Below are 22,332 nucleotides of genomic sequence, written 5' to 3'. Positions count from 1 at the left end.
GGTGTCTCCTCTTCGACGTGTGCTGACTCAGGTGGTTGCGATGAAGACGTTCTTGGTTTCGGTGAAGGCGAGCGCGGCGTCCGGCCCCAGCTCACGACCGAGTCCTGATTGTTTGAAACCGCCGAACGGTGTCCAGTACCGCACCGAGGAATGCGAGTTCACCGAGAGGTTCCCGGCCTCGACACCACGCGAAACCCGCAGCGCACGACCGACATCGCTGGTCCAGATGGACCCGGAAAGACCATATTCGGTGGCGTTCGCGATCCGCAGAGCGTCGGCCTCGTCCTCGAAAGCGACCACCGCGACCACCGGGCCGAACACCTCCTCGGTGAGCACCCGATCGGTCGGCGCGCCGGGCAGCACAACCGTGGGCGGATACCAGAATCCAGGCCCGTCGGGTCGGTCACCGGTGAAGGCGACCTTGGTCGACGGCTCGACGAACGCGGCGACCCGCGCCCGGTGGGCGGCCGAGATCAGCGGCCCCATCTCGGTGGCCTCGTCGGCAGGGTCGCCGACCCGCACACCGCGCACGGCCGGTTCCATTAGCTCGAGGAACCGGTCGAAGACACTGCGCTGCACCAGGATTCGCGATCGGGCACAGCAGTCCTGCCCGGCGTTGTCGAAGACACCGTAGGGCGCCGTCGCGGCGGCCCGCTCCAGGTCGGCATCGGCGAACACGATATTCGCGCTCTTACCGCCCAATTCCAGGGTTACCCGCTTCACCTGCCGCGCGCAGCCGGCCATGATCTGCTTGCCCACCTCGGTGGAACCGGTGAACACGACTTTGCGGACCGCGGGATGGGTGACGAACCGTTGCCCGACGACCGATCCCTTGCCGGGCAGCACCTGGAATACGCCGTCGGGCAACCCCGCTTCGATCGCGAGTTCGCCGAGCCGGATCGCCGTCAGCGGGGTCAGCTCGGCGGGCTTGAGCACCACGGTGTTCCCGGCGGCAAGCGCGGGCCCGAAGCCCCACGCCGCGATAGGCATCGGGAAATTCCACGGCACGATGATCCCGACCACGCCGAGCGGCTCGTGGAAGGTGATGTCCACCCCACCCGGCACCGGAATCTGGCTACCGAGCAATCGTTCCGGCACGCCCGCGCAATAGTGCAGCACGTCGCGGACATTGCCCGCCTCCCAGCGGGCATTGCCGATGGTGTGCCCGGCGTTGGCGACCTCGAGTTGCGCCAGCTGTTCCAGATTCGCGTCGATGATATCGGCGAACCGACGCAGCAGTCGGGCGCGGTCGCCGGGCGCGACCTCGCGCCAGTGTGCCGCGGCCCGGTGCGCGCGTTCGATGGCGGCATCGGTCTGCGCCTCGCTCGTCGCCTCGATCGTTGCCACAACCTGCTCGGTCGCAGGGTTGACCACGGTGGCCGTCGTCATCGAATCAGCTCCCTTCGGTAGGCCGTCATACCCACGATGCCGCCGCAGACACGTGGTTGCGTCGTGCACTATGACGTGCGGGTGTCCATGATCGTCTCGCTGACGCCCACTCACGAGGCCCTGGCGCCGCGGTGGGCGGACGCGGCCTCGACCAGGGCACGCATCAGCCTGCGATCAGTGGCGTTGGCCTCCGGATGCCATTGCACGCCCACCAGGAACGGACCAGTCCTCGCCTCGGCCGCTTCTGTCGTGCCGTCGGTCGCATGCGCGGCCGCGACCAGGTCGCCGGCCAACACGTCGATGGCCTGGTGGTGATGGCAGTGCACCGTCAACTCCGGCCCGGCGATGGCGGCGACCCGGCTACCGGGCACCGTCGACACTCGCACGATGTTGAACACGCCAGGAGTGCGCGAATGGTCGGTATGTCCGAGCACGTCGGGCAAGTGCTGGATCAGGGTGCCGCCCAGCGCCACATTCACCAGTTGCAGACCGCGGCAGACCGCGAGTGTTGGAATTCCGGCGGCCCGAGCCTGCGCGAACAGGCCGAACTCGAAGTCGTCGCGGTCCGGACGGGTGTCCAGAGTCTGCGGATTCGGTGGCGCACCGTAGCGAGCGGGATCGATGTCGGCCCCACCGGTCAGTACCAATCCGTCCAGCCGGGCGACGACCTCCTCCCGCGCGACGCCTGCGGGCGGCAGCAGCACCGGGACCCCACCCGCGCCCTCCACCATATCTATGTAACTGCGTGGCAGCACCGCGCTTTCGACATCCCACGGCCCGTAGCGAGCCTGCTCGCTGTAGGTCGACAGCCCGATTACCGGACGCGGCTCTGCGCCGCCGACATCTTCATAGTCGTTCGAAACCACGAATTCGCTCCCAATCGGTGACCGCGGCGTCGAAGGCATCCAGCTCGACCTGTGCCGCATTCCGATAATGGTCCACCACGTCGGCACCGAACGCCGAGCGCGCTACCTTGCTCTCACCGAACAGCTGCGCCGCCTCGCGCAGCGTGCGCGGTACCCGTGGACGCTGCGACCGATAGGCGTTGCCGTGGAACTCCGGTTCGAGTGGTAGTCGCCGTTCGATGCCGTGCAGACCAGCGGCGATCGACGCGGCCACCGCGAGATAGGGATTGACGTCGCCGCCGGGCACCCGATTCTCCATGCGCAGCGACGGCCCAGCGCCGACCACACGCAGCGCACATGTTCGGTTGTCCCGGCCCCAGGACAGTACGGTCGGTGCGAAGCTACCCGACACGAAACGCTTGTAGGAGTTGATGTTCGGCGCGAGGAAGTACGTGAACTCGCGCAAGCAGTCCAGCTGTCCCGCGATGAAATGCCGCATCAGGGGGGAGGTGCCGTCCGCGCCGTCACCGGCGAATACCGGCTCGCCCGATTCGTCGCGCAGACTGATGTGAATATGACACGAGTTACCCTCGCGCTCATCATATTTCGCCATAAATGAGAGGCTGCGCCCCTCTTGCGCGGCGATCTCCTTGGCGCCGGTCTTGTAGATACTGTGGTTGTCGCAGGTCACCAACGCCTCGTCATAGCGGAATGCGATCTCGTACTGCCCGGGATGGCATTCCCCCTTCGCCGACTCGACGTACATGCCCGCGCCGTCCATCTCGGTGCACATACGCCGCAGCAGCGGCTCGATCCGCGCGGTGCCGAGCAGCGAATAGTCGACGTTGTACTGATTGGCCGCTGTGAGACCGCGATAGCCCGCGTTCCACGCGGATTCGAAGCTGTCGTCGAAGACCAGGAACTCCAATTCGGTCCCCACGAACGCCCGCAGGCCGCGTTCGGCCAGCCGGGCCAACTGTGTCCGCAACACCTGCCGCGGCGACGGCGCGACGGGCACCCCCTCGGGCTGCACATGCTCCACATCGCAGAGCACCAGCGCGGTGCCGGGCAGCCACGGCACGAGCCGTAGCGTGTTCAGGTCGGGCCGCAGCACCAGATCGCCGTATCCGGTGTCCCACGACGACATCGCATACCCGTCGACGGTGTTCATCTCGACATCCGCGGCGAGCAGATAGTCACAGGCCTCGGCTGCGTGCCCGATCACCTCATCCAGGAAATACCGTGCCGCGCAACGCTTTCCCTGCAGCCTGCCCTGCATGTCGGTCATCGCGACGAGCACCGTGTCGAGGGTCCCCGCCTCGACGCGCTCGCGCAGCTCCACCAGCCCCAGCATCCCCGTACGCATTCACGTCCCCTCTCGGCCTCGACCGTGCCCACGCTAGAGCAAAACGAGACCATGGGTGACGGGACACACAAAACCGACGGCGGTGTCGCAGACGACCCGAAGAACCAACACCTACGGGTTCTGCGCAGCCACCGGTTCCACGCCGAAATCGCCGAGCGACACCCCGCCGTCACACACTCGTCGCCAGTGGATCGGCGCCCGATCGTCATCCCCACGCGCTTCGAACGACCCGAGCACCAACACACGCACCCGTCCAGCTTCCGCACGACCGGACACCCGAGCGGTAGCTGTTCGAGTAACGGGCAGCTCACCAGCTAACTACCGGTGATCGAGCCGGGACCGGGAAGTCCGGACTTCGAGAACGAATCGAACACATCGAACCTGCCGACGGTGTGGAATGAGCAGCATGAGCAAATCGGCAGTCATCTTGGCGGCGCTGACTTTCGGCGCTGTGTCGGCGGTTGTGGCACCGACGGCGAGCGCGGCCCCCGTCTGCGCGGGGGCGGGACAACCCACGATCAGGGTCGGGTCCGTATCGGGGGCGTTGGAGGGGTTGACCGTCGATGCGCGCGGCCGGGCCTACACCACCGATCTGCTGAGCGGACAGGTCTATCGGATCGATGCACCGGGGGCGGAGCCGGTGCCCATTGCCACTGTTCCCAGTGGCGGCGCCGGCGCACTCGCCTGGACGGCGGAGGGGAAGTTGCTGGTCGGCTACGGGGCCGATGCGCGGGTCGTGGCCGGCGACACCCTTAGGCACGCGGGGATAGTGCAGCTCGATCCGGACACCGGCACCATGCTGCCCTTCGCGGCGGGACTCAGCGCGGCCAACGGCATGGACGTCGGTGCGGACGGCATCGTGTACGCCACCAACGATTTCGGCAGCCACATCAGCCGGGTCTATCCGAACGGTGTCGTCCAGGCCGACTGGGCGAACTTCCCCAGCGCCAATGGTGCGGTGCTCGGCCGCGACGACGAATACCTCTACGTCGCTCGCACCTTCGTCGACCCCGGGGTGAGCCGGATACCCACTGCCGACCCCGGCGCCCCCCAGTCGCTGCTCGACCTCGGCGGCGGCGAGGCGCTCGCCGCGCCGGACGGGCTGACGCTGGATTCTCGCGATCGCCCCGTCGTCCCCCTCGACGCCGCCGGTCAGGTCATCCGCGTCGACGCGCCCGGCCAATACTGCGTCCTCGGCAGCGGCAACCCGTTGACCAGCGTCGTTACCTATGGCCGTGGCACCGAGGGCTTTTCCACGGGCCGCCTTTTCGCCGCCACCTTCACCGGCGCCATCTACGAAATACCCGGCGGATTCGACCCCGGCACCACTCCATAACGTCCGGTGACGACGACGAGCGGCATCGCACTGCGGCGAACTCGAGACGCTCTCCACCATGTGCCGCCCGGTGGGCCACGAGTCATGCCTGGACCAGGTCGAATTCGAGAACATCGAAGCCAGGAGGGACGGTATCGCTGGTAGAGATCAGGTTTCGAGCCCAGTAGCCGATCAGTGCCGGATCACCGGTAGTGCGCGCGCCGCGCAGACAGCGGTCGTCGTCGGAAGTTTCGGCGGTGAGGACCGGCAGCGGGTGGATGCGGTAGCGGTCGTCGTTTTCGAGAACAGTTGCTTTGTCCACGTAGGAGTACTGGTCGTGGTTGAGCACGTACCGGCCGATGAAGCCACGGCGGGGGGCGGTCAGCGGCGCGACGGAAACCGCCGTCTCGTATAGCGTTTCGCCAGCAGGTGGGTGGGCATGACGCCCGGCCCACACCACACGCGTCGGCATGGCCAACAGGCGTTCCACGCCCTGGACGAAGTCGTCGCCGATCCACGCGCGACCCACCGACTGAGCGCCGGGCTCCAGATACCCGATCAGTTCATGGCCCGCATCGAGTAGCACTGCTCTGCAGAATTGGCCCACAGCGGCGATTTCCTCTCTCCGATAAGATCTTTCGCCCATGCTCACATCCGGATGTGATCCGGCCACTGCGGGCGGTTACGGCGGAGTTACCGTTGATGAAGATCATCTGAAGTGGCACAACGGTTTCCGCGCGAACCGAGACCCGCACGGGCGACTCGTGGCGAGATTCGCAAAAGGACCCGTCGAGGACGGTGTACCGGCGAAGATGGGTGGGGGCCGAGATCCGGCCGGATGGGGACGGATCGGCTGACACGGCCGAAAGCCACCTGCCATCGACGGCCGCGGGGTGATCACCACTGTTGGCGCGGGCAGCTTTGCGCTGACCGGCGACGCGCAGGCCGTCACCCTGTCCGACAGCGCGGGCAATGTCGTCGTGACGCTGCCGCTCGCCTTCCAGACGGTCGGTACGAAGTTCGGTTTGGCGCCACAGATCAGCGATGCCGGACGCACTCTGACGCTGACTCCCATCGGCGCGCAGGTCGACACCCAGCACAACGCCCAATTCATCGACGAGGCGGACACTCTCGCGCGCAAGCAGTACAACGCCGGCATCGGCGCCCTCATCGGCGCGGGCATCGGCGCGGTGATCGGCTTCTTCCTCGGCGGCGTCGGCGCCCTCGTCACGATTCCCATCGGCGGGCATCGGCGCCCTCATCGGCTTCGCCACACCGTGATCTGCTGACGATCGATCATCGACACATTGCGGCCCGTCGGTTCGACGGCCGCAGCGCCCGAATCGAGCAGGCGCACGCAGCGGATCGACGCATGCGCGCAGGCGCCCTGGCAGACTGGTTGTCGGCCGGAAGTTCCCACTGTCCGGCAGCTGTGGCGCCGCGACAGATCGGGGACCGGGATGCTGACGCTTGCCGAAGAGTTTCTACTACTGGCACTCGATGACCACACCGGCAAGAAGTCGGTAGACAGCACTCGGGTGGGTGCCGCGCTGGCAGGCGCGGCGATAGTCGAGCTCACGCTGAGCGGAGCGCTGCGCCTGACCGAGGCAGGCGATCCCGAGCACAAACCCGGCCGGCTGGTCGCGACGGGGCGGCAACCGGCGGAGCCCCGGCTCGCGGACCTCGTCGCGGTCGCCGACGGACGCAAACCCAAAGACGCGGTAAGCAAAGCCGCCGGATTCGGTTCCTGGCGCAGCCGAGCCAAGAACCTGCAGGACACCCTGCTAGAAGACCTCGCCGGAGCGGGCTACTTGACCGAGGCCAAAGGCAAGATCCTCGGCCTCTTCCCGACCACCCTCTGGAAGCCCGCCGATCCCGCTGTCGAAGCCGCGATCATGACGCGAGTCCGTGCCGTCGTCGTCGACGGAGCGACACCTGACGACCGCACGGCCACCCTGATTTCCCTTGCGCACGCTGTCGACTTGCTGCCCAAGCTCTTCCCTGACATCGACAAGCGAACCGTCAAACAACGCGGCAAGGCGATCAGCGAAAGCGACTGGGGCGGGCAGGCGGTGCGACGAGCCGTCCAGGAAATCCAGACCGTCACCGTCGCGATCATCAGCGTGGTGGCCGCCTCAGCGGCGAGCTGAAACCTGCCGATGGTTCATACCTGGTCGCAGCGCTCAGCGCTGCCTGCTGGTACGGGCACGCCGACGCTCGGCCTGCAGCTCGGCGAGCTCCTGCTCGAGGATCTCGGCGACGCGGAACTGGCCGGTGTCGTAGATTTCCTGTGGTCGCGCAATATCGTCGGCATCGGTTGCCGCGCTGTCTGATTTCGAGACGGCCGGGGTCTGCCGAACAATGGCGGTCGACGCGGATTCCGACTGTGTGTCGGCCTTGGCACTCGCCGGTACGGTCGGCTTGCCTGCCGTCGCTTTTGCCTTCGTGCTGGAGCTACTCACCCTCGCGATGGGCTTGCTGTCGACTTTGGTGGCCGCGGTGGGCTTTTCGGCTGACCTGCTCCTGCCGTTCGACGCGGCGGTGGGCCGAGTCTTCGCGATCGACGAGGTGGCAGATTCTTGGTCGGCCATCGGCGCGGTCAGCCGATCGATGCTGCTGGACTCATCATCGTCGGAGCCGCCGGACACCGCGCGACTGGACGTGCTCGGTGCGCGCCGGGCCGCGGTCTTGACGGTAGCCACCGACGACGCCGGGCCTTCATCCGAACCGACCGTGGTGTCGATATCCATCACGAATGCCGAGGGCGCGACCTCGTCGGCCTCGGGCATGATCACTTCGAAGCTCTGATCTACGAACGCTTCGGTGGCACGCGGACGTGGTTCGGGCTCATCGTGCTGTTCGGCAGCAGCCAATGCCGCCACCGACGTCGTCGGTGTATCCGCTCGAGCACTCGCGCGGTAGCTGGCGACCGTCGGTAGCCGGTGCCGAATCAGATCCGCTGGGTCGGGCAATTCCCGAACCTGCTCGGTGGCCTGCGCGATGGCGTGCCCGTAGCGGGTGCTCGCCGCGTCGTGGATGAGCAGCGCGACACCGATCATGACCGGCGCGACCGCGTGCACGGCGGCGTCATACCACTTGCCATCACGCACGTACGGATAGGTGTTGAGGGTGATCGTGAGTGCGAGCAGAGCGATTTCGGCGGCGGCGACCTGCCTGCGGTTGTCGAGGATGCCCCACTCGGCCACCTTGTTCGTGCCGATCATGATGATGATCAGACACACGCTGATCATCGATTCGATCAGGTAGCTGAACCAGTACAGCGGGTCGCTCGGCCCGCTCGGCGCAATGTTCTGCTGGACATTGACAGCCGACCAGAGCATGCCAGCGGCAACGACACCGGCCAGCGCGCGCAGCGACCACGACCGGTGCCGATACAGCGAGGCCAGCTTGGCATGCGGGCTGGACTCACGCCGCTGCGCGGCAATTGCCTTGCGAGCTACCAATAGATCTCTGATGTCGGCCTTCTCGATCGCCTCGGTGGTCTGCCTAGCGCGGTCGGCCGCGGCGGCGGCCGCCTGGACGTGCTTCCAACGCTGACCACGGTCTTGATCGCGAATCTTCTCGGCCAGTTGACGTTCGGCTTGCAGCTCGTCCTCGGACAGCGCCTCGGTCAGCGCAGGATCGAATTGGTACGCAAGCCGACCACGGGCCTTCTCGACCCGCCTCGCGAGCTGCGTGACCTCGTCCTCGATGGGGTGCTCGATGGTCAATTCGACTCCCGAGGGGGGAGATTCGATGGCAGACAAGTGATCACGCATGGGAACGGCACATGCCATTCATAGTCGATGCACCGTCGCCAGCGAAACTGCAAAATTGCCGTGTTGCGAAAAAATCGGCGTGCCGCGCGCGACACACGCAGGTCGGCGGGTTCCGCCGACGGCGAGCGCTCTTTATAGACGACCGACCAGTTGCATACGATCAGCGCACCGTGACCGTGGTCGGCAGGCTGGCGAAACCACGATTGTTGGAGGAGTGGATGCGCCGCAGGCGCTCGGTATCGACCTCGTAGTCGGCCACCGCCGCAACGATTTCCTGCAGTGCGACACGCAGTTCCAGCAGCGCCAGATTCGAACCGAGGCAGTGATGACGGCCACTACCGAAGGCGAGCGACCTACTGGTGTCACGGTCCAGATCGAAGGTGTCGGGGTTGTCGAAGACCTCGGGATCCCGGTTGGCCGAACCCGCGATCAGCAGGATGCGCGCATCGGCCGGAATCCGCACCCCGTGCAACTCGATCTCCTCGGTGGTCGTGCGCAACTGTGTCTGCGACGACGCGTCGTAGCGCATCGACTCGGCGATCCAGTCATCGATCCGACCCTCGAACGCCGTGCGGCGCTGTTGCGGATGCAGCGCGGCGGCATGCCAGGTATTGCCGAGGGTCAGCATGGTGGTCTCGATACCCGCCCCGACCAACAGGATCAGCACGCCGACGATTTCCTCCGGGCTGAGCCGATCTTCGCCGTCGGCGGCATCGAGCAGACCGGAGAGCAGGTCATCGCTGCGCGTCTTGCTGCGTTCGATGGTCAGCTCCGTGTAATAGCCGACCAGGGCGCCGATCGCCTGCATCGCCTCGGGCCGTAGGTCGGTCGATTCCTCCTCGGTGTACATGATCTCCATGCCGAGTTTGCGAACCATGTCGCGATCGGCTGCGGGCACGCCGACCAGTTCGGAGATCACCTCGGTCGGGAAAGGGCCCGCAAAATCGGCCATCAGATCGAAGCTGCCACGCTCGAGCAGTGGTTGCAGTAGCGTGTTCGCGATCGAGCGCAATCGAGGCTCGAGCGACTGCACCCGACGCTGGGTGAACGCCCGCGTCACCAGCCCGCGCAAGCGCGTGTGCTTGGGCGGGTCCATGGCGACAAATGAAAAGAACCGTTCTGCCTGCGGGCCCCAGAAGGCAGGCTCCATCCGCAGGCCGTTGGCGCTGGAGAACCGGTCGGAGTCCCGCAACGCCGCCAGCACGTCCGCGTGCCGGGACAACGCCCAGAAATCGTCGGTGTCGTTACGGAACACGGGGGCCTGATCACGCAGCCTGTCGTAGTAAGGGTATGGATCGTTGTGAACGTCGAAATCGTATGGGCTGTACTGCAATCGCATGATCAAGCCTTCCGGGGGCGGTGCGACATCACCATCGCTACCGGTGCACAACTCGAGCTGACACGATGACCGTAGTCGAGATGAATTGAGGGCGTGGTGGACTCGGAATCGACAGCACCCAGGATCGACGTGACCAAGCCGCACCCGGCGCGCCGGTACGACTACTGGCTCGGTGGCAATGACAACTACCCCGCCGATCGGGAGTCGGCCGACGCGGTGGCCGAAGCCTTCCCGACCGTCCGCCTCGCCGCCTTGGAGAACCGCAATTTCCTGCGGCGAGCGGTCGGCTACCTGGCCGAGGCCGGAATCCGGCAGTTCCTCGACATCGGCGCCGGCCTGCCCACCGCGGGCAACGTGCACGAGATCGCCCAGGGCATCGCCCCCGAATCGCGGATCGTCTACGTGGACAACGATCCGATCGTGCTCATGCATGCGAACACCCTGTTGAACAGCTCCCCCGAAGGCGCGACGGCCTACCTCGACGCGGATATCCGCGACCCCGAGCGCATCCTCACTCACCCCGACCTGACCAGGGTCTTGGACCTGAACACACCGGTGGCGCTGATGCTGGTCGCCATCATGCACTTCATCACCGACGACATAGGCCCCTACGATCTGGTGCGGCAGTTGTGCGACGCACTCCCCTCCGGCAGCTATCTGGTGATGACCCACGCCACCAACGACCACCTCACCGCCGAGGACCTCGCCGAGACGAAAGAGGCCAATCAGCGCAGCGGGGTGCCCTTCCAGCTGCGGTCCACCGCCGAATTCACCCGTTTCTTCACCGGATACGAACTCCTCTCACCGGGCATCACCTCGGTACTGACGTGGCGCCCGGAAACCTGGCGCGCGCACCCGAGGGCCGAAGCCGTCTCCATGCTCTGCGGTGTGGCCCGTATCCCCTGATCGGCGACCCGAATCGGCGGATCGGTGGCGCACAGCCCGGACTCGCGCGACACTTGAGGCCGTGAATCGCACGCCAACCCGATATTTCGACGGCCGAGGCAGTCGGTCGTGACCGCGCTTGCCCGCGGCGAGAATCGGCCCGCACCCGCCGATCGGATGACGGTCACCGTCACTTGTTCCGCTCCTGTCGACGTGTCGGCGCTACTACTGGACACGAGCGGCCGGGTCAGGTCCGACGGCGACTTCGTGTTCTTCAACCAGCCGGTCGGGCCCGGTGTCGTCTACCGGCACGGCCGCGGGGCGGGCGACATGGTGGATGTGCAGACCTCCGCGCTGCCAGCCGATGTCGACAAGGTGGTCATCACCGCCAGCCTCGACGGCAGCGGACCTCACACTTTCGCGGGCGCGAGCTCGCTGCTGGCAACGATCGGATCCGATTCGGGCACTGTCACTTTCCCGATGACGGGGCTCAGCACCGAGACCGCCGTGGTGTGCGTGGAGATCTACCGACGCGGCGGCGGTTGGAAGGTACGCGCGGTCGGTCAGGGTTACGACAACGGTCTTGCCGGCATCGCGACGGCGTTCGGCGTGAACATCGACGACGATCCGGCACCGCCGATCCCGCCCGCTGCCTCGGGATCGGGGTACCGGCCGCAGGCCGCGCCACCCCCGACCCCAGATCCGCGCGGCTACCAGACAGCAGCGCCGCCACAGTTCCCGCCCGCGCCCGGATATCGAACCCCCGCAGCCGCACCGCATTATCCGCCCGCGGCCGCGCCGCCCGGGTCCGCGCCGCAATACGCGCCACCCAGGCATCAAGCGCCCCCCACCTACTCGCCGCCCGGCGCGGTGCCACCGCCCCCACCGATGTCATCACCTCAGCAAGGAGCGCTGCCGATGCAGAGCGATCTGTTCAACCCGAGCCATGCGGAAGTCGCGGGAGTCGGCATCCAGAAGCAGGGCGGCAAGATGATCAAGGTCGCAATCAACGGTGAGGTCATGGCGCGGGCCGGATCGATGGTCGCCTACCAGGGCGACCTGCATTTCCAAGCGCTCGGCTCCGGTGGCATCGGCAGGGCCATCCAGCAGCGGCTCACCGGCGAGGGCGTGCCGCTGATGAAGGTCACCGGCCGCGGCGATCTGTTCCTCGCCAATGCCGCCGCCGACGTGCACACCGTCGACCTCGACGGCACCGACGGCCTCACCATCAACGGCGCGAACGTGCTGGCCTTCGATTCGACGTTGTCCTACAACATCGGCAGGGTCCAGGGCGCCGCCGGGTTCGCCAGCAACGCCGGTCTGTTCAACTGCGTCTTCACCGGCCGCGGCCGGATCGCCATCACCACCCACGGCACACCGGTCGTGCTCAATGTCGACCAGCCGACCTACGCCGATCCACAGGCCGCGGTGGCCTGGTCGTCGAGCCTGCAGAGCGGTATCAAACGCAACGACTCCTTCGGCCTCGGCAGGCTGATGGGCCGCAGCACCGGCGAGGGCCTGACCCTGTCGTTCTCCGGCCGCGGCTTCGTCATCGTGCAACCTTCGGAACTGCCGCCCGGCGGATTCATCGGCGGCACCGGCGGCGGCCAGGAGGCCGGGCAGGGCGGCGGCGTGCTCGGCGGGCTGTTCGGGTAGCAGCGCGACAGATCTGGGATGTCCGGGCGATCGTATTCTCTTGATCGGAACAGGATTCGGGCTCAGCGCCAGCGTCTGTGCCGGCCCGGCGAATTGGGCTCTGATCGGCGTTGGAGGCGACCGGGAGACCCTCCGGCGCGGGATCGGCGTCCAGTGACGGGCACTCGGCAGCCAGCATGGCGCACACGGATTGCGTGAATATCAGCCAGGTTCCCGCCAACTTCGGCGTGCCGGCGTCAGGCATCATGCAAGCGACAGAAAGGGAGTCGCACACCATGGGTAACTTCGACCACGCGGTCGCGATGGCGGCCATTCACACGCTGGTGGCGGATGCGGTGAAATATCAGAACGATCCCGATCAGTTCCTTCCGCTGCATACGAGCACCGTGAACATTGTCAACTTCGGTGGACGCCGCGTGAGCGGGATCGGCGCGCTGTCCGCGGCGATGAAAGTGGCGCTGGCCTCTCCGCTCGCGGATGTACGCACCGAGATCGAGGTCGACGACGTGCATTTCGTTCGCGACGACGTCGCGATCGTGGCCTGCGTCAAAAACGTCTTCGACGAACGGGCGGATGCCGACGCGCTGCCCGCGTCGGCGGGACGGCTCACCTATGTGGTCGTCGAACAGAACGGCCGCTGGCTCATCGAGTCCGCGCAGACCACGCCGATCCTGTCGAGCTGATCGAGTGAGGGCAAGCGCCGCGGGCAGGCGCGGCGCGTGCCCGCTGCCTGGCCGGGTGGCGTGCCCTCCTCGACCAGGGCTAGTGCCCCGTCCAGATGCATCCACGCCGGCTGCTCGCCGAGCGTAGACCTATGGCGGGCGAATACGGCCTGGGCGACCACCATTCGACTCCATTCGGCAACCACCCAGAACCAGGGAGCGTGGCGGGCTAATTGCGCCGCGCGCGGGCGCGGCGCTTTCCTTCGTGCATCGCTTGAACTCTGGCGATCGGGATGGTGTGGCCCTCCTCGATCAGATCCGGGGGCAACGCCTGCGACGCAGGCATATTCACCGCCCATGGATCGCGGTCGCCGAGCAGGTTCGGTGCGGTGTGGATGGTGAAATCACCTGGGGCAATGTCACCGAGGTCCGCCCAGCCCAGCGGGAACGACACCGTGGTGCCCGGTCGTATCCGCGGACTGTAGGCGGCGACAACGGTCGCGCCACCCGCGCGGGTCGAGTCGAGGAAGACCTTGCCGTCGCGGTCCTCACGAATGAACGCGGTGGTGGCCAGTACCGGATCGATGCGCTCGGCACGCGCGGCAATCGCGCGGGTCGCCGCGGCGACGTCCTCGATGGGAATGCCGGGCGCGAGCGGGACGTACACATGTAAGCCCTTGGCGCCGCTGGTTTTCACCGCGCCCGCGAGTCCGTCGTTGTCCAACGCCTGACGGATCAGCTCGGCGGCGAGCACGACCTGCCGGAACGGTTGGCCGGGCGGCGGATCGAGGTCGAGAACGAGATGCGTCGGACCTTTCTCGTACTCCGCGAGCAGCAGCGTCGTATGGTATTCGACCGCACGCTGATTGCCGAACCACAGCAGCGTGCGCACGTCGTCGCACAGCGCATAGGTCACTTCGCGTTTGGAGCTGTCGGCCCACATCGTCACGCGGTGCATCCAGTCCGGTGTGTATTTCGGCAGGTTCTTCTGCATGAAGGGCTCCTGCCCCGGCCGGATCCGCAGCACCGAGAGCGGGCGATCGCACAGCTGCCGCACCAGCCGATCCCCGACCACCTCCAGATAGTCGATCAGATCCCGCTTGGTCGCCTCCGCACCATCGAACAGCGGGGTGTCGAGATTGGTCAGTCGCACGCCCGCACGGACCTCTTCGCCACTCATCGGCCCACCATCCCCCGCGACAGCGTCGGGGTCAATCCCTGTGGCGGGTCTGCCCCTTGCTGCCGGGGGTAATCGTGCTCGGTTCATGCGCGGTCACCGATCGCGCCGCGGGACTTATCGAGGCCGTCATCGAGCGACTGCTCGGTGATCGGGACATCCCCGACCGAACCGTTTTCGCGGGTGCCGAAACGCTGCCTGCGCGGGTGCGTGCACTGACCGCGGCAATGTTCGGTTTCTACGAGCGCACCTACCGGTGGTTCTACCTCCTGGGTGCGGAACTCACCGACGTACCGGCGGTGGGCCGCGCCGATGTGGAGTTCCGACAGGCGATGGGCGCGCTTTACGCCGAAGCGCTCGCGGGCACCGAGGAGAATCTGCTCGCCAGGACCACCGCCGGTCTCGTCCATCCCGCGACGCTCAGTGCGTTGAAGGAAGCGGGGCTGTCGGTCGATGAGGCCGTCGATGTCGTCGCCGACGCCATTGTGCAGCGCGCGGGGCGACAGTGACATCGGGATGATCGCAGTCCGTCGAGGCGGCAACCGATGATATCGATCCGAGCGGCGACGTGCGCGGCACTGTCGAGAGCGGCTCGGCTCTACTGGGTGCACGTACCGAGATCGACAAACGCCTCGGCATCGAATACGTCCCACGCCAAGGCTTTCGGCGTCAGGCCGATCAGGCGGCGTTGATCGCCGTGATCAGGGTCCGGTTGGCGGCCGTCCGTGTGGTGATGATCTGGGTGAAGGTCTGCGGTTGCTCCCCGGGATGCTGCTGAGTCAGCTGGACCTCCCAGTGCGATTGACCATCGCCGACACCGGTGGCGGTTCGAGTGATCAGCACGCAGTAGAGGGTGCCGATAGGTATCTGGTTGATGCCGCGCTGGATCTGCTCGGCGAGCGGGACGACCGCGTCATCGGCGACAACAGCGCGGGCCGCAGAGCCGGAGCGTTGCACGTAGTAGGCGCGCTCGAAGGCGAGAATCGCGGAGGGCCCGTCGCTGGTGCCGCCGGGGTCGGTACCGGACACCACATCCGGAGTGCGGCGCTGCTCGCAACCGGGAGTCGCGAACGCGGGCGACCGCTCCCCGGGCACCGTGGTTTCCGAGGTACGCGTGACAGCACTCGACATCGCCGAAGTACGTGTGACAGCACTCGACGCCGCCGAAGTCGCCTTCGACACCGCACTTGTCGCCGCAACCGATGGCTTGTGCTTGCCGGAACTCTTGACCGCGATCATCACGACCGCCGAGATCGCCACCACAATGCCGACAACGATCAGCGCCGCGAGCAGTCGACTACCGCCCGTTTGCTCCTGCCGCCGCGGCGGGTGGCGCAGTCGCGGGCCGGGACTTCCGCCGGATCGGTCGACCAGCGTCGGCACCCGCTCACCGGGCTCGTCGTAGCGGTCGGATTCGGTGTCCGCATGGTGGATCGGATAGCCACCATGCTCGACCGCCGAATCCGGGAATTCCTCGGCCGGACTCGGCGCATCCAGCCAATGCTTCCAGTCGCCGGAAAGCTCCGACGAACTCGGTGTCGGGCCGGGTCCCAGGTCCGGTCGCTGCTCGGGCACATCCACCTCCGGGATCAGCTCAGCGCCCGAAGCGCGACGAGCCGAGGGCTGACGCCGCTTCGAGGTCGGCTCGGCAGGCAGACGCAACATGGGCAGGCCGGTGTCGAATGGGTTGGCCTGTCCTTGATCCTTGCTCGAGTCGCCGGGATCAGAGCGTGTCATCGCCGAAATCGTCGAAGTCGCCGATAACGGCGGCCGGGACTGCTTCCGCGCCGGTCGGGACGGTCACCCCGAGCTGACCCTCACGAGGCTTGTGCTCCTGGTCGCCCGAACCGGGCGATGGCGGCAACGCCAACCCACCCGTGACACCCGGCTGGCCCGGAGGCACAGGAGGTTTCGGCAGCGGCGAGTCCGCACCGGCCGAGGAATTCGGCCCGTCCGCCGGTGCCGGAGCCGGTTTGGCGTCGGATTTCGCACCGGCGGAACCGTTCTGCGCAGGCGGAATCACCGCGCTGGTCCCCGGTGCCGGAGTCGGCTTGGGCGCTCCACCACCGAAATCGAACAGCGGTGTGCCGCCGGGAGTGGTCGAGGTGCCACCTCCCGCGGTGCCACCGCCGGTGGTGGTGCCGGGGTGGATGAGTTCGGGAACCGCCTTGTCGACCGATGCCGCCACGGTGTCCATGGCGTGGGTGCCGACCTCGACGATCTTGTCGATCAGGTGGGTGCCGATGTCGACTCCCGCGCTGATCGCCGAAGTGCCGAGTTGGACGCCCGCGGAGATCAGCTGCTGCTGCAATTGCAGCTGCGCCGCCGCGGCCGGATCCAAGGGCAGCGCTGCGGCACCCGCGGTGGCAGCGCCGGGCGCCAGCTGTCCTGGGGTGGTGCTCTGGTTGGCCACGACGCCCGACGGTTGGGTGACCGTGAGCGGTCCCATTTCGTCCAGACGCCGGGTGTGGCCGTCCATTTCCGTCTGCGCGGCCGTGACGGTGGTGACGGCATCCCGCAGCGCCTGGGTCGCCCGCGCGATCACCGCATCGGTGTCCGGGGCCGAGGCCGCGTTGCCCATGATCACCCGGGCGTCCTTACGGAAGTCCTCGATGATCTGGTCCACTCGCCGCGCGGCGCGGGAGCTCGTGACATGTGCGTCGCCGAGCACCGACACATACGCCGGTCCCCGGTCGGAGATCTCGCCGATCTCGGTTCTGGTGGTACGCAGCGCGGGCACCGCGGCGTCAGCGCCGGTGGATTCCCACGACGATTCCAGTGCGTGCAGGCCTTCGCGTTGCGGGGTTTCGGTGTCGGCCACCTGTGTGGAGGCCGCCGCCAACGCACCGGTGATGGCCTTGTCGGGGATGGCGACACCGGTCCCGAGCGAGGCGCGCAACGCCAGCAACGGCTGCACGAGCACGGCCACGATCGGCGGATCGACATCCGGGTCCGAGATCGGCGTCGGAGTGGCTGCGGGCGTGCTGACCGGAGTCCGCGCCGCTCGCCTGCGCAAACCCATCAGGCTGCTCATGGTTCTCATGTCAGTGCCTCCCCTGCCTGGGAAATGGCACCCGCGGTGTCGGTATCGACGGTGTGCGTGTCCTCGTTGTAGTCACGCAGCACCTTCCCGTAGGCGGCAACCAGCTGGCCCGCGGTCGAGAGCGCTTGCGTGTGCTCGGCTACCGCTTCGGTAAACCGCGCGGCGAATGCGGCGCCGACCAGCCCGAGATCAGTGGCCAACTGCTCCGGATTCATCGCACCGGCCGCGGACGCCGACGCGGACGCCAGCTGTTGCGAGACCGTATTCGCGATCGTGGTGTAGGCGGCAAGTACCGCCGGGTCGAGCTTCAGCGCGTCCACTGTTCCCCCTTACGGAAAACCAATCTTTCGCTGTCGCGACATAATTCGACACAGTGAGCCTACTCGGCTCGTGGGCAGCGCGCGCCCGATCTCGACAGGCGGACTGTTCCCATCGAATCTTAGCCGGAGCGCGCCGCTCGGTCCGACGCCGGTCGCCGGACCGACTGCCATTGCGCAGTCCGGTAATTCGATGGCGCAAGCACCAAGGCAACGCAGATCCACCGGCGTCCATCTCGTCCGAGCACATGCCCCGCAGTCGCTGCGGACGCAGGGCCTGACCGGGGACGATCGCAGATACGATCACGCTCACAGCAGGCGATGTTCGGCTGATCGTTCCCCGGCAATGGCGGACGGATCAGCAGCTTCACTGTCGACGAAGTCGAGCTGCTGCGGAGGGCGGGACGTTCGGCTACTTCCCGTGGCCCCGTGATGCGGCCGAATCCGCGACGGGAGCTTCACCCGCGACGCACTGCCGCGCCTGATATCCCTGACACCACCTGCGGGCGAAACCAGCTGGCGCTCGTGGCGTTTGTAGCAGGCGATATGTCCAGTTCAGCCGCGCCGCCTCGGTACCGTTACTTCGTGATGCTCTGTCGAGTTCTCGGCTACATAGAGGTCGACATCGATGGGACCGAGGTGGAGCTCGGTGGTCCGGCCGCGCAGGATGCTCGCCGCGCTCACGACCGGCGACGGTGCGCCGGTCCCCGACTCGACGCCGGCCGAACTGGTCTTGGACGAGGAATCCGGCGCAGACATCCAGAACACGATCAGGGTTGTCGTGCGTCGCCTGCGCTGCGCGCTCGGAGCTCATGGCCGCAAATTCGCGCAACGCACACCCGGCGGCTACCGCTTGACGCTCGCCGCGGACAACATCGACCATCGGCGTTTCGCCGCGTCGGTGGCGATCGGCACCCGGGCGTTGGCGGCAGGCCCTGCCGGTTGGTCGACCCCGAACGGGGAGTCGGTCTGGCTGCCACGCCCACCTGGGTGCGCCGCTTCGCGGCACGGCGGGCAGCGCTGCTGAACGGGCCGCACTCGGATACCGCGATCCACAGCCTGCAGGCCTATCTCGCCAATCTGCGCGCAGGTATCGGCCACCATCGTGCCCAGGCATTGCGGACCACCGGCGAACTGTTCGTCATGTGGGTATCGATTTGCGCCGTGCCCGAGGGCATGCGGCCGATCAGACAGGCGCTGTCCGCCGCAACTCCCGCCGCCGCCGACCGTGCGCGCGGCCTGATCGCTTTGTCCATCAAGTCCTTTCACGCGGGTGACTCCCCCGCGGCCCTCGCGCTGGCGCACTCCGTGCACCGCAGTGCTCGACCCGATGTATCCGGCCCACGAGACGCTGCCACTCGAGGCGAACTCGCGCCGCTATAACGCACTGTCGGACCTCGACGACCTCGACGCGCTCCGCACCGCGACAGCACAATTCATCTTCGAGTCCGACCGGCGCGCGACACCCGACTACCTGCGTGTGCGCACGCTGTCGGAATCGGCGTGCTCGAATTCCGCACTGCCGATACAGATGCCGCGAGCAGCACGCTGCCGACCGCGCGCAAGATGCGCCACCGGTGCGGATTCCGCTGGGGCCTCGGCATTGCCGAACTGCTACTGGTGTGGGGATTCGCAGGACGGCTCGGCACGGGAAGCGCGCGATTGCGTGGTGCGCGCAGTGGCGGTCTTCGAAGAACAGCCGGATGTCCCCGACGCACTGGGTGCGCTGTACGCGGGCGCCTGCGCACTGGCCGATCCCGCGCGTCTCGATGCGGCTCGCCTGCGCACCGCTGTCCTCGACTACGCCGACCGCATCGGCACCGACCCACGCCGCTACGCCCGAATCGCAGGCCCCGACCTCGAGCGACGCATGAAACAGTTACCACCGCAACATATTTCCGTTCGAGACCCATACGCCGCGCGAACTGGCGGCCCCCTGGCCGAGCTGCTCGCCGATACTCGTGGCGCAGCTGCCGATCATTCGGCCACGATAACCGTCATCGGCAGCCCGGTCCTGCGGTGCGAAACCGCGCATCGATCGCGGATTCGGTCGTGCCAATTCCTCGGAATCAAGGAACCCGGCGCCCACCGGCCGGTGTCGGGCGGTGATGTCCGCGACCGCCGCACCGTGAACCGATCGACCACGCCTGCCGCCGGCCATAACTCGTGCTCGTCGGCGCACGGCGCCGTTGCCATGGCACGCTGACCGGGGAGATTTCGGCCTCGCCGAAGCGGAAGCTGTCAGTCACGCAACAACGGTCGTCCTTGGGTATTACCGGCCGATCACACGGTGCCGACACCGCGTGATGCAATGATCTACCCGTGACTCCGTGGCTTCCGCTCCTCAGTTCGTTGGTCGTCGCCGGTGTGGCGCTCATCGGTGTGGTGATCAACAACCGCACCAATCGCGGCGCGATCGCCGCCGCCGACGAGCGGAACCAGGTGATACTCGCTGCCGCGCAGCGCACCGTCGAGCTGACCAATTCCGCCGCCGAACAGCGTGGACACGAAACATGGCGGCGCGAAACGATTCTGACGACCGTCAGTTCCGTGCTGGCCGTCGCCACCGAGGTTCGGCAGCAGCTGTCTGCCTGCCACCGCTGGAATGTCGGGGGCGGCGAGGACATCGACAGAATCGGCGAGGACATCGAGCAGACGATCTGGGGACGCGGCGGGCTGATCAACAAACTTCGTGTGCTGTCGGATCGCGAGATCCCCGGTCGTTGTGAAGATCTGCTGCGCACCCTGACCGCCGCCCGGAATATCACCTTGCAGCGATTGAAGATCGAGATGGACGACGAGGCGACCGGCGAGGAGATGCAGGCCGTTCTCACCCTGTGGACGAAGGCCATCGCGCGGACCGTCGAGGAGGAGCGCTCGGTCATCAACGCGACGCGAGCGGAACTCGGCATCGATGGCCTGAGCGACATTCCGGAGTTCGCGCCCGAGCCGTTGCCGGACCTGGCGCAGACCCAACCGGTGTAAACGGTCACCGTTCGGCGAAGGAGTCGTCCTCGCAGTGCCACACCGGATTTCGCCGGCACTGGCCGCGTTCCTCCCCGCCGCCTTCTTCGACAAGTGGTCCGACATGGCCACGTGGCCCGCATGAAACACCGACACCGAATGGGTTCGCCTCGACGGCGAATTCCGCCAGGGCGCAACCGGCAAACTCGGGCCCAAGGGCGGTCCTACCGTGTCCTTCCCCGTCGAAAGCCTGGTCCAGGACCGCGAATTCGTGGATGTCTCGAAGCTGATCGGCGCACGGCCGACCTCGCCCACTCCCTGACACGAGCCGATGGCATCACCACCCCCGACGTCGAGATCAGCATCACCGGCCGACTCAGCTGGTTGTGGATCCGCCTGATGGGCAAGAGCCTTGCCGCCTCCGCGCAACCGGACGTCGACAACCTCATCGCGACAACCTCATCGCGGCAATCGCCGCAGTGTAGGTGTGATCGACCCGACGCCGCCTGCCCGCACCCTCGACATTATCGCCTCTTGACTTGAACCGCGCTTCAAGTCAGAAGCTGATGTCATGACCGAAACACACAACGACCAGATCTCACTCCACCCGCAGGTCCAGACCTACCTGACGCGACTGGCCGGCTTCAACTTCGGTGCGCTGCACACGTTCCCACCCGAGCTGGCGCGGGAAGGCCTCCGCCGACAGATCGCCTCGCTCGGCGAACCGGAACCCATCGCACAGATCGAAGACCGCACCATCCCGGGCGCAGGCAGCCGGATTCCGATCCGGATCTACACCCCCGACGGCAGCGGCCCCTTCCCCGTGCTCGTCTTCTTCCACGGTGGCGGCTTCATGCTCGGCGATCTGGACACCCACGACGGCCTGGCGCGCAGCCTTGCCAACGGCGCACAGTGCATCGTCGTCTCGGTCGACTACCCGAGGGCCCCCGAGCACACTTTCCCCGCGGCGCCCGACGCCTGCTACGCCGCGACACAGTGGGTGGCCGACCACGCGGCGAGCATCAATGGCGATGGCGCGCGGATCGCCGTCGGCGGTGACAGTGCGGGCGGCAATCTGGCGACCGTTGTCGCGCAGATGGCACGAGACAACGACGGTCCCGCGCTGGTCTTCCAACTGTTGATCTACCCCGACCTCGATTTCCGCAGAACGAATTTCAGCATCCGCGAGTACGCGGGGAAGTACGGCAACATCGGCCGCGAAACCCAACACTGGTTCATGGACAACTACCTCAACAACGCCGAGGAGAAGCTCGATCCCCGCGTCTCGCCACTGCTGGCCCCCGATGTGGCCCAACTTCCCGCCACACTCATCATCACCGCCCAATACGACGCGTTGCGCGACGAAGGCGAACAGTACGGCGAACGCCTCGAAGAGGCGGGCGTGCCGGTCACGGTCACCCGCTATCCGGGCATGATCCACGAGTTCCTTCGGCACCCCTTCGACGACAGCAAACAAGCACGAGCCGAGGCCGCGGCAGCGCTCGCGCAGGCCTTCACCCGTTGAGGATCGCACGAGGAACCCGGCCGTATCAGCAAGCCATCACGGGCGGGTTCCTCACCCCCGACTACGCGGC

Annotated in this window: 22 protein-coding genes; 12 read left to right on the top strand and 10 right to left on the bottom strand. The window is 66.8% G+C overall.

Annotation, left to right across the window (positions count from 1 at the left end; translation table 11 throughout):
• Positions 1-27: 27 nt before the first annotated feature.
• From AB0M74_RS06155 to AB0M74_RS06145, 3 genes are all read right to left on the bottom strand, one after another.
• On the bottom strand, positions 28-1,389 hold the full coding sequence (locus AB0M74_RS06155) for an aldehyde dehydrogenase family protein (RefSeq protein WP_364902218.1): 1,362 nt from the start codon (positions 1,387-1,389) through the stop codon (positions 28-30).
• Positions 1,390-1,499: 110 nt separating this feature from the next.
• A complete protein-coding gene (locus AB0M74_RS06150) occupies positions 1,500-2,255 on the bottom strand; it encodes a gamma-glutamyl-gamma-aminobutyrate hydrolase family protein (protein WP_364902216.1) in 756 nt (251 codons plus the stop codon).
• Positions 2,236-3,600, bottom strand: a complete 1,365-nt coding sequence (locus tag AB0M74_RS06145) for a glutamine synthetase family protein (protein WP_364902214.1) — start codon at positions 3,598-3,600, stop codon at positions 2,236-2,238. The genes AB0M74_RS06150 and AB0M74_RS06145 overlap by 20 nt, the downstream gene beginning before the upstream one ends.
• A gap of 397 nt (positions 3,601-3,997) precedes the next feature.
• Here AB0M74_RS06145 and AB0M74_RS06140 point away from each other — a divergent pair, with 397 nt between their 5' ends.
• The gene (locus tag AB0M74_RS06140; RefSeq protein ID WP_364902212.1) at positions 3,998-4,936 is read left to right on the top strand and encodes an SMP-30/gluconolactonase/LRE family protein; all 939 of its coding nucleotides are present in this window, start codon (positions 3,998-4,000) and stop codon (positions 4,934-4,936) included.
• A gap of 82 nt (positions 4,937-5,018) precedes the next feature.
• Here AB0M74_RS06140 and AB0M74_RS06135 read toward each other — a convergent pair whose 3' ends face one another.
• Positions 5,019-5,561 (bottom strand): hypothetical protein, encoded by a 543-nt coding sequence (locus tag AB0M74_RS06135; RefSeq protein ID WP_364902210.1) that lies wholly within the window; start codon positions 5,559-5,561, stop codon positions 5,019-5,021.
• Positions 5,562-5,808: 247 nt separating this feature from the next.
• Between AB0M74_RS06135 and AB0M74_RS06130 the strand changes: the two genes are divergently transcribed.
• Together AB0M74_RS06130 and AB0M74_RS06125 are read left to right on the top strand one after the other, a co-directional pair.
• Positions 5,809-6,204, top strand: coding sequence for a hypothetical protein (locus tag AB0M74_RS06130; RefSeq protein ID WP_364902208.1), 396 nt, complete (start codon positions 5,809-5,811; stop codon positions 6,202-6,204).
• A 171-nt stretch (positions 6,205-6,375) separates the two neighbouring features.
• Entirely contained in the window at positions 6,376-7,065 is a 690-nt protein-coding gene (locus tag AB0M74_RS06125; protein WP_364902206.1) for a GPP34 family phosphoprotein, read from the top strand.
• A gap of 33 nt (positions 7,066-7,098) precedes the next feature.
• On the opposite strand, the gene AB0M74_RS06120 is transcribed toward AB0M74_RS06125, so the two are convergent.
• Complete coding sequence (locus AB0M74_RS06120; protein ID WP_364902204.1) at positions 7,099-8,646, bottom strand: hypothetical protein; 1,548 nt, start codon at positions 8,644-8,646, stop codon at positions 7,099-7,101.
• A 208-nt stretch (positions 8,647-8,854) separates the two neighbouring features.
• Positions 8,855-10,033 carry a cytochrome P450 gene (locus AB0M74_RS06115; RefSeq protein ID WP_364902203.1) on the bottom strand — a complete coding sequence of 393 codons (1,179 nt, stop codon included), beginning with the start codon at positions 10,031-10,033 and terminating at the stop codon, positions 8,855-8,857.
• Between the two features lie 93 nt (positions 10,034-10,126).
• Here AB0M74_RS06115 and AB0M74_RS06110 point away from each other — a divergent pair, with 93 nt between their 5' ends.
• The 3 genes from AB0M74_RS06110 (at position 10,127) to AB0M74_RS06100 (ending at position 13,257) form a co-directional block, all read left to right on the top strand.
• The gene (locus AB0M74_RS06110; RefSeq protein ID WP_364902201.1) at positions 10,127-10,939 is read left to right on the top strand and encodes an SAM-dependent methyltransferase; all 813 of its coding nucleotides are present in this window, start codon (positions 10,127-10,129) and stop codon (positions 10,937-10,939) included.
• A 156-nt stretch (positions 10,940-11,095) separates the two neighbouring features.
• The gene (locus tag AB0M74_RS06105; RefSeq protein ID WP_364902687.1) at positions 11,096-12,574 is read left to right on the top strand and encodes an AIM24 family protein; all 1,479 of its coding nucleotides are present in this window, start codon (positions 11,096-11,098) and stop codon (positions 12,572-12,574) included.
• 275 nt (positions 12,575-12,849) lie between these two features.
• Complete coding sequence (locus AB0M74_RS06100; protein ID WP_364902199.1) at positions 12,850-13,257, top strand: SgcJ/EcaC family oxidoreductase; 408 nt, start codon at positions 12,850-12,852, stop codon at positions 13,255-13,257.
• A gap of 208 nt (positions 13,258-13,465) precedes the next feature.
• Here the strand turns inward: AB0M74_RS06100 and AB0M74_RS06095 are convergent, their stop codons facing one another.
• Positions 13,466-14,416 carry an ATP-dependent DNA ligase gene (locus AB0M74_RS06095; protein WP_364902197.1) on the bottom strand — a complete coding sequence of 317 codons (951 nt, stop codon included), beginning with the start codon at positions 14,414-14,416 and terminating at the stop codon, positions 13,466-13,468.
• 74 nt (positions 14,417-14,490) lie between these two features.
• Between AB0M74_RS06095 and AB0M74_RS06090 the strand changes: the two genes are divergently transcribed.
• A complete protein-coding gene (locus tag AB0M74_RS06090) occupies positions 14,491-14,922 on the top strand; it encodes a hypothetical protein (RefSeq protein WP_364902196.1) in 432 nt (143 codons plus the stop codon).
• A gap of 169 nt (positions 14,923-15,091) precedes the next feature.
• Here the strand turns inward: AB0M74_RS06090 and AB0M74_RS06085 are convergent, their stop codons facing one another.
• The 3 genes from AB0M74_RS06085 to AB0M74_RS06075 are packed head-to-tail and all read right to left on the bottom strand — an operon-like array spanning position 15,092 to position 17,776.
• The gene (locus AB0M74_RS06085) at positions 15,092-16,150 is read right to left on the bottom strand and encodes a hypothetical protein (RefSeq protein ID WP_364902194.1); all 1,059 of its coding nucleotides are present in this window, start codon (positions 16,148-16,150) and stop codon (positions 15,092-15,094) included.
• Positions 16,137-17,456: a hypothetical protein gene (locus AB0M74_RS06080; RefSeq protein ID WP_364902193.1), complete on the bottom strand. Its 1,320-nt coding sequence runs from the start codon at positions 17,454-17,456 to the stop codon at positions 16,137-16,139. The genes AB0M74_RS06085 and AB0M74_RS06080 overlap by 14 nt, the downstream gene beginning before the upstream one ends.
• The gene (locus AB0M74_RS06075; protein ID WP_364902192.1) at positions 17,453-17,776 is read right to left on the bottom strand and encodes a hypothetical protein; all 324 of its coding nucleotides are present in this window, start codon (positions 17,774-17,776) and stop codon (positions 17,453-17,455) included. Before AB0M74_RS06075 ends, AB0M74_RS06080 begins: the two co-directional genes overlap by 4 nt.
• A 646-nt stretch (positions 17,777-18,422) precedes the next feature.
• On the opposite strand from AB0M74_RS06075, the gene AB0M74_RS06070 reads away from it, so the two are divergent.
• The 5 genes from AB0M74_RS06070 (at position 18,423) to AB0M74_RS06050 (ending at position 22,262) form a co-directional block, all read left to right on the top strand.
• On the top strand, positions 18,423-18,800 hold the full coding sequence (locus tag AB0M74_RS06070; protein ID WP_364902191.1) for a hypothetical protein: 378 nt from the start codon (positions 18,423-18,425) through the stop codon (positions 18,798-18,800).
• Positions 18,716-19,156 carry a hypothetical protein gene (locus AB0M74_RS06065; protein ID WP_364902190.1) on the top strand — a complete coding sequence of 147 codons (441 nt, stop codon included), beginning with the start codon at positions 18,716-18,718 and terminating at the stop codon, positions 19,154-19,156. The genes AB0M74_RS06070 and AB0M74_RS06065 overlap by 85 nt, the downstream gene beginning before the upstream one ends.
• On the top strand, positions 19,092-19,979 hold the full coding sequence (locus AB0M74_RS06060; RefSeq protein ID WP_364902189.1) for a hypothetical protein: 888 nt from the start codon (positions 19,092-19,094) through the stop codon (positions 19,977-19,979). The genes AB0M74_RS06065 and AB0M74_RS06060 overlap by 65 nt, the downstream gene beginning before the upstream one ends.
• 116 nt (positions 19,980-20,095) lie before the next feature.
• Positions 20,096-20,758, top strand: coding sequence for a hypothetical protein (locus AB0M74_RS06055; protein ID WP_364902187.1), 663 nt, complete (start codon positions 20,096-20,098; stop codon positions 20,756-20,758).
• A 550-nt stretch (positions 20,759-21,308) separates the two neighbouring features.
• On the top strand, positions 21,309-22,262 hold the full coding sequence (locus AB0M74_RS06050) for an alpha/beta hydrolase (protein WP_364902185.1): 954 nt from the start codon (positions 21,309-21,311) through the stop codon (positions 22,260-22,262).
• Positions 22,263-22,332 lie beyond the last annotated feature (70 nt).

This window comes from Nocardia sp. NPDC051463 (assembly GCF_040681975.1).
GTDB lineage: Bacteria > Actinomycetota > Actinomycetes > Mycobacteriales > Mycobacteriaceae > Nocardia.
This window is presented reverse-complemented; position numbering and strand designations above follow the sequence as displayed.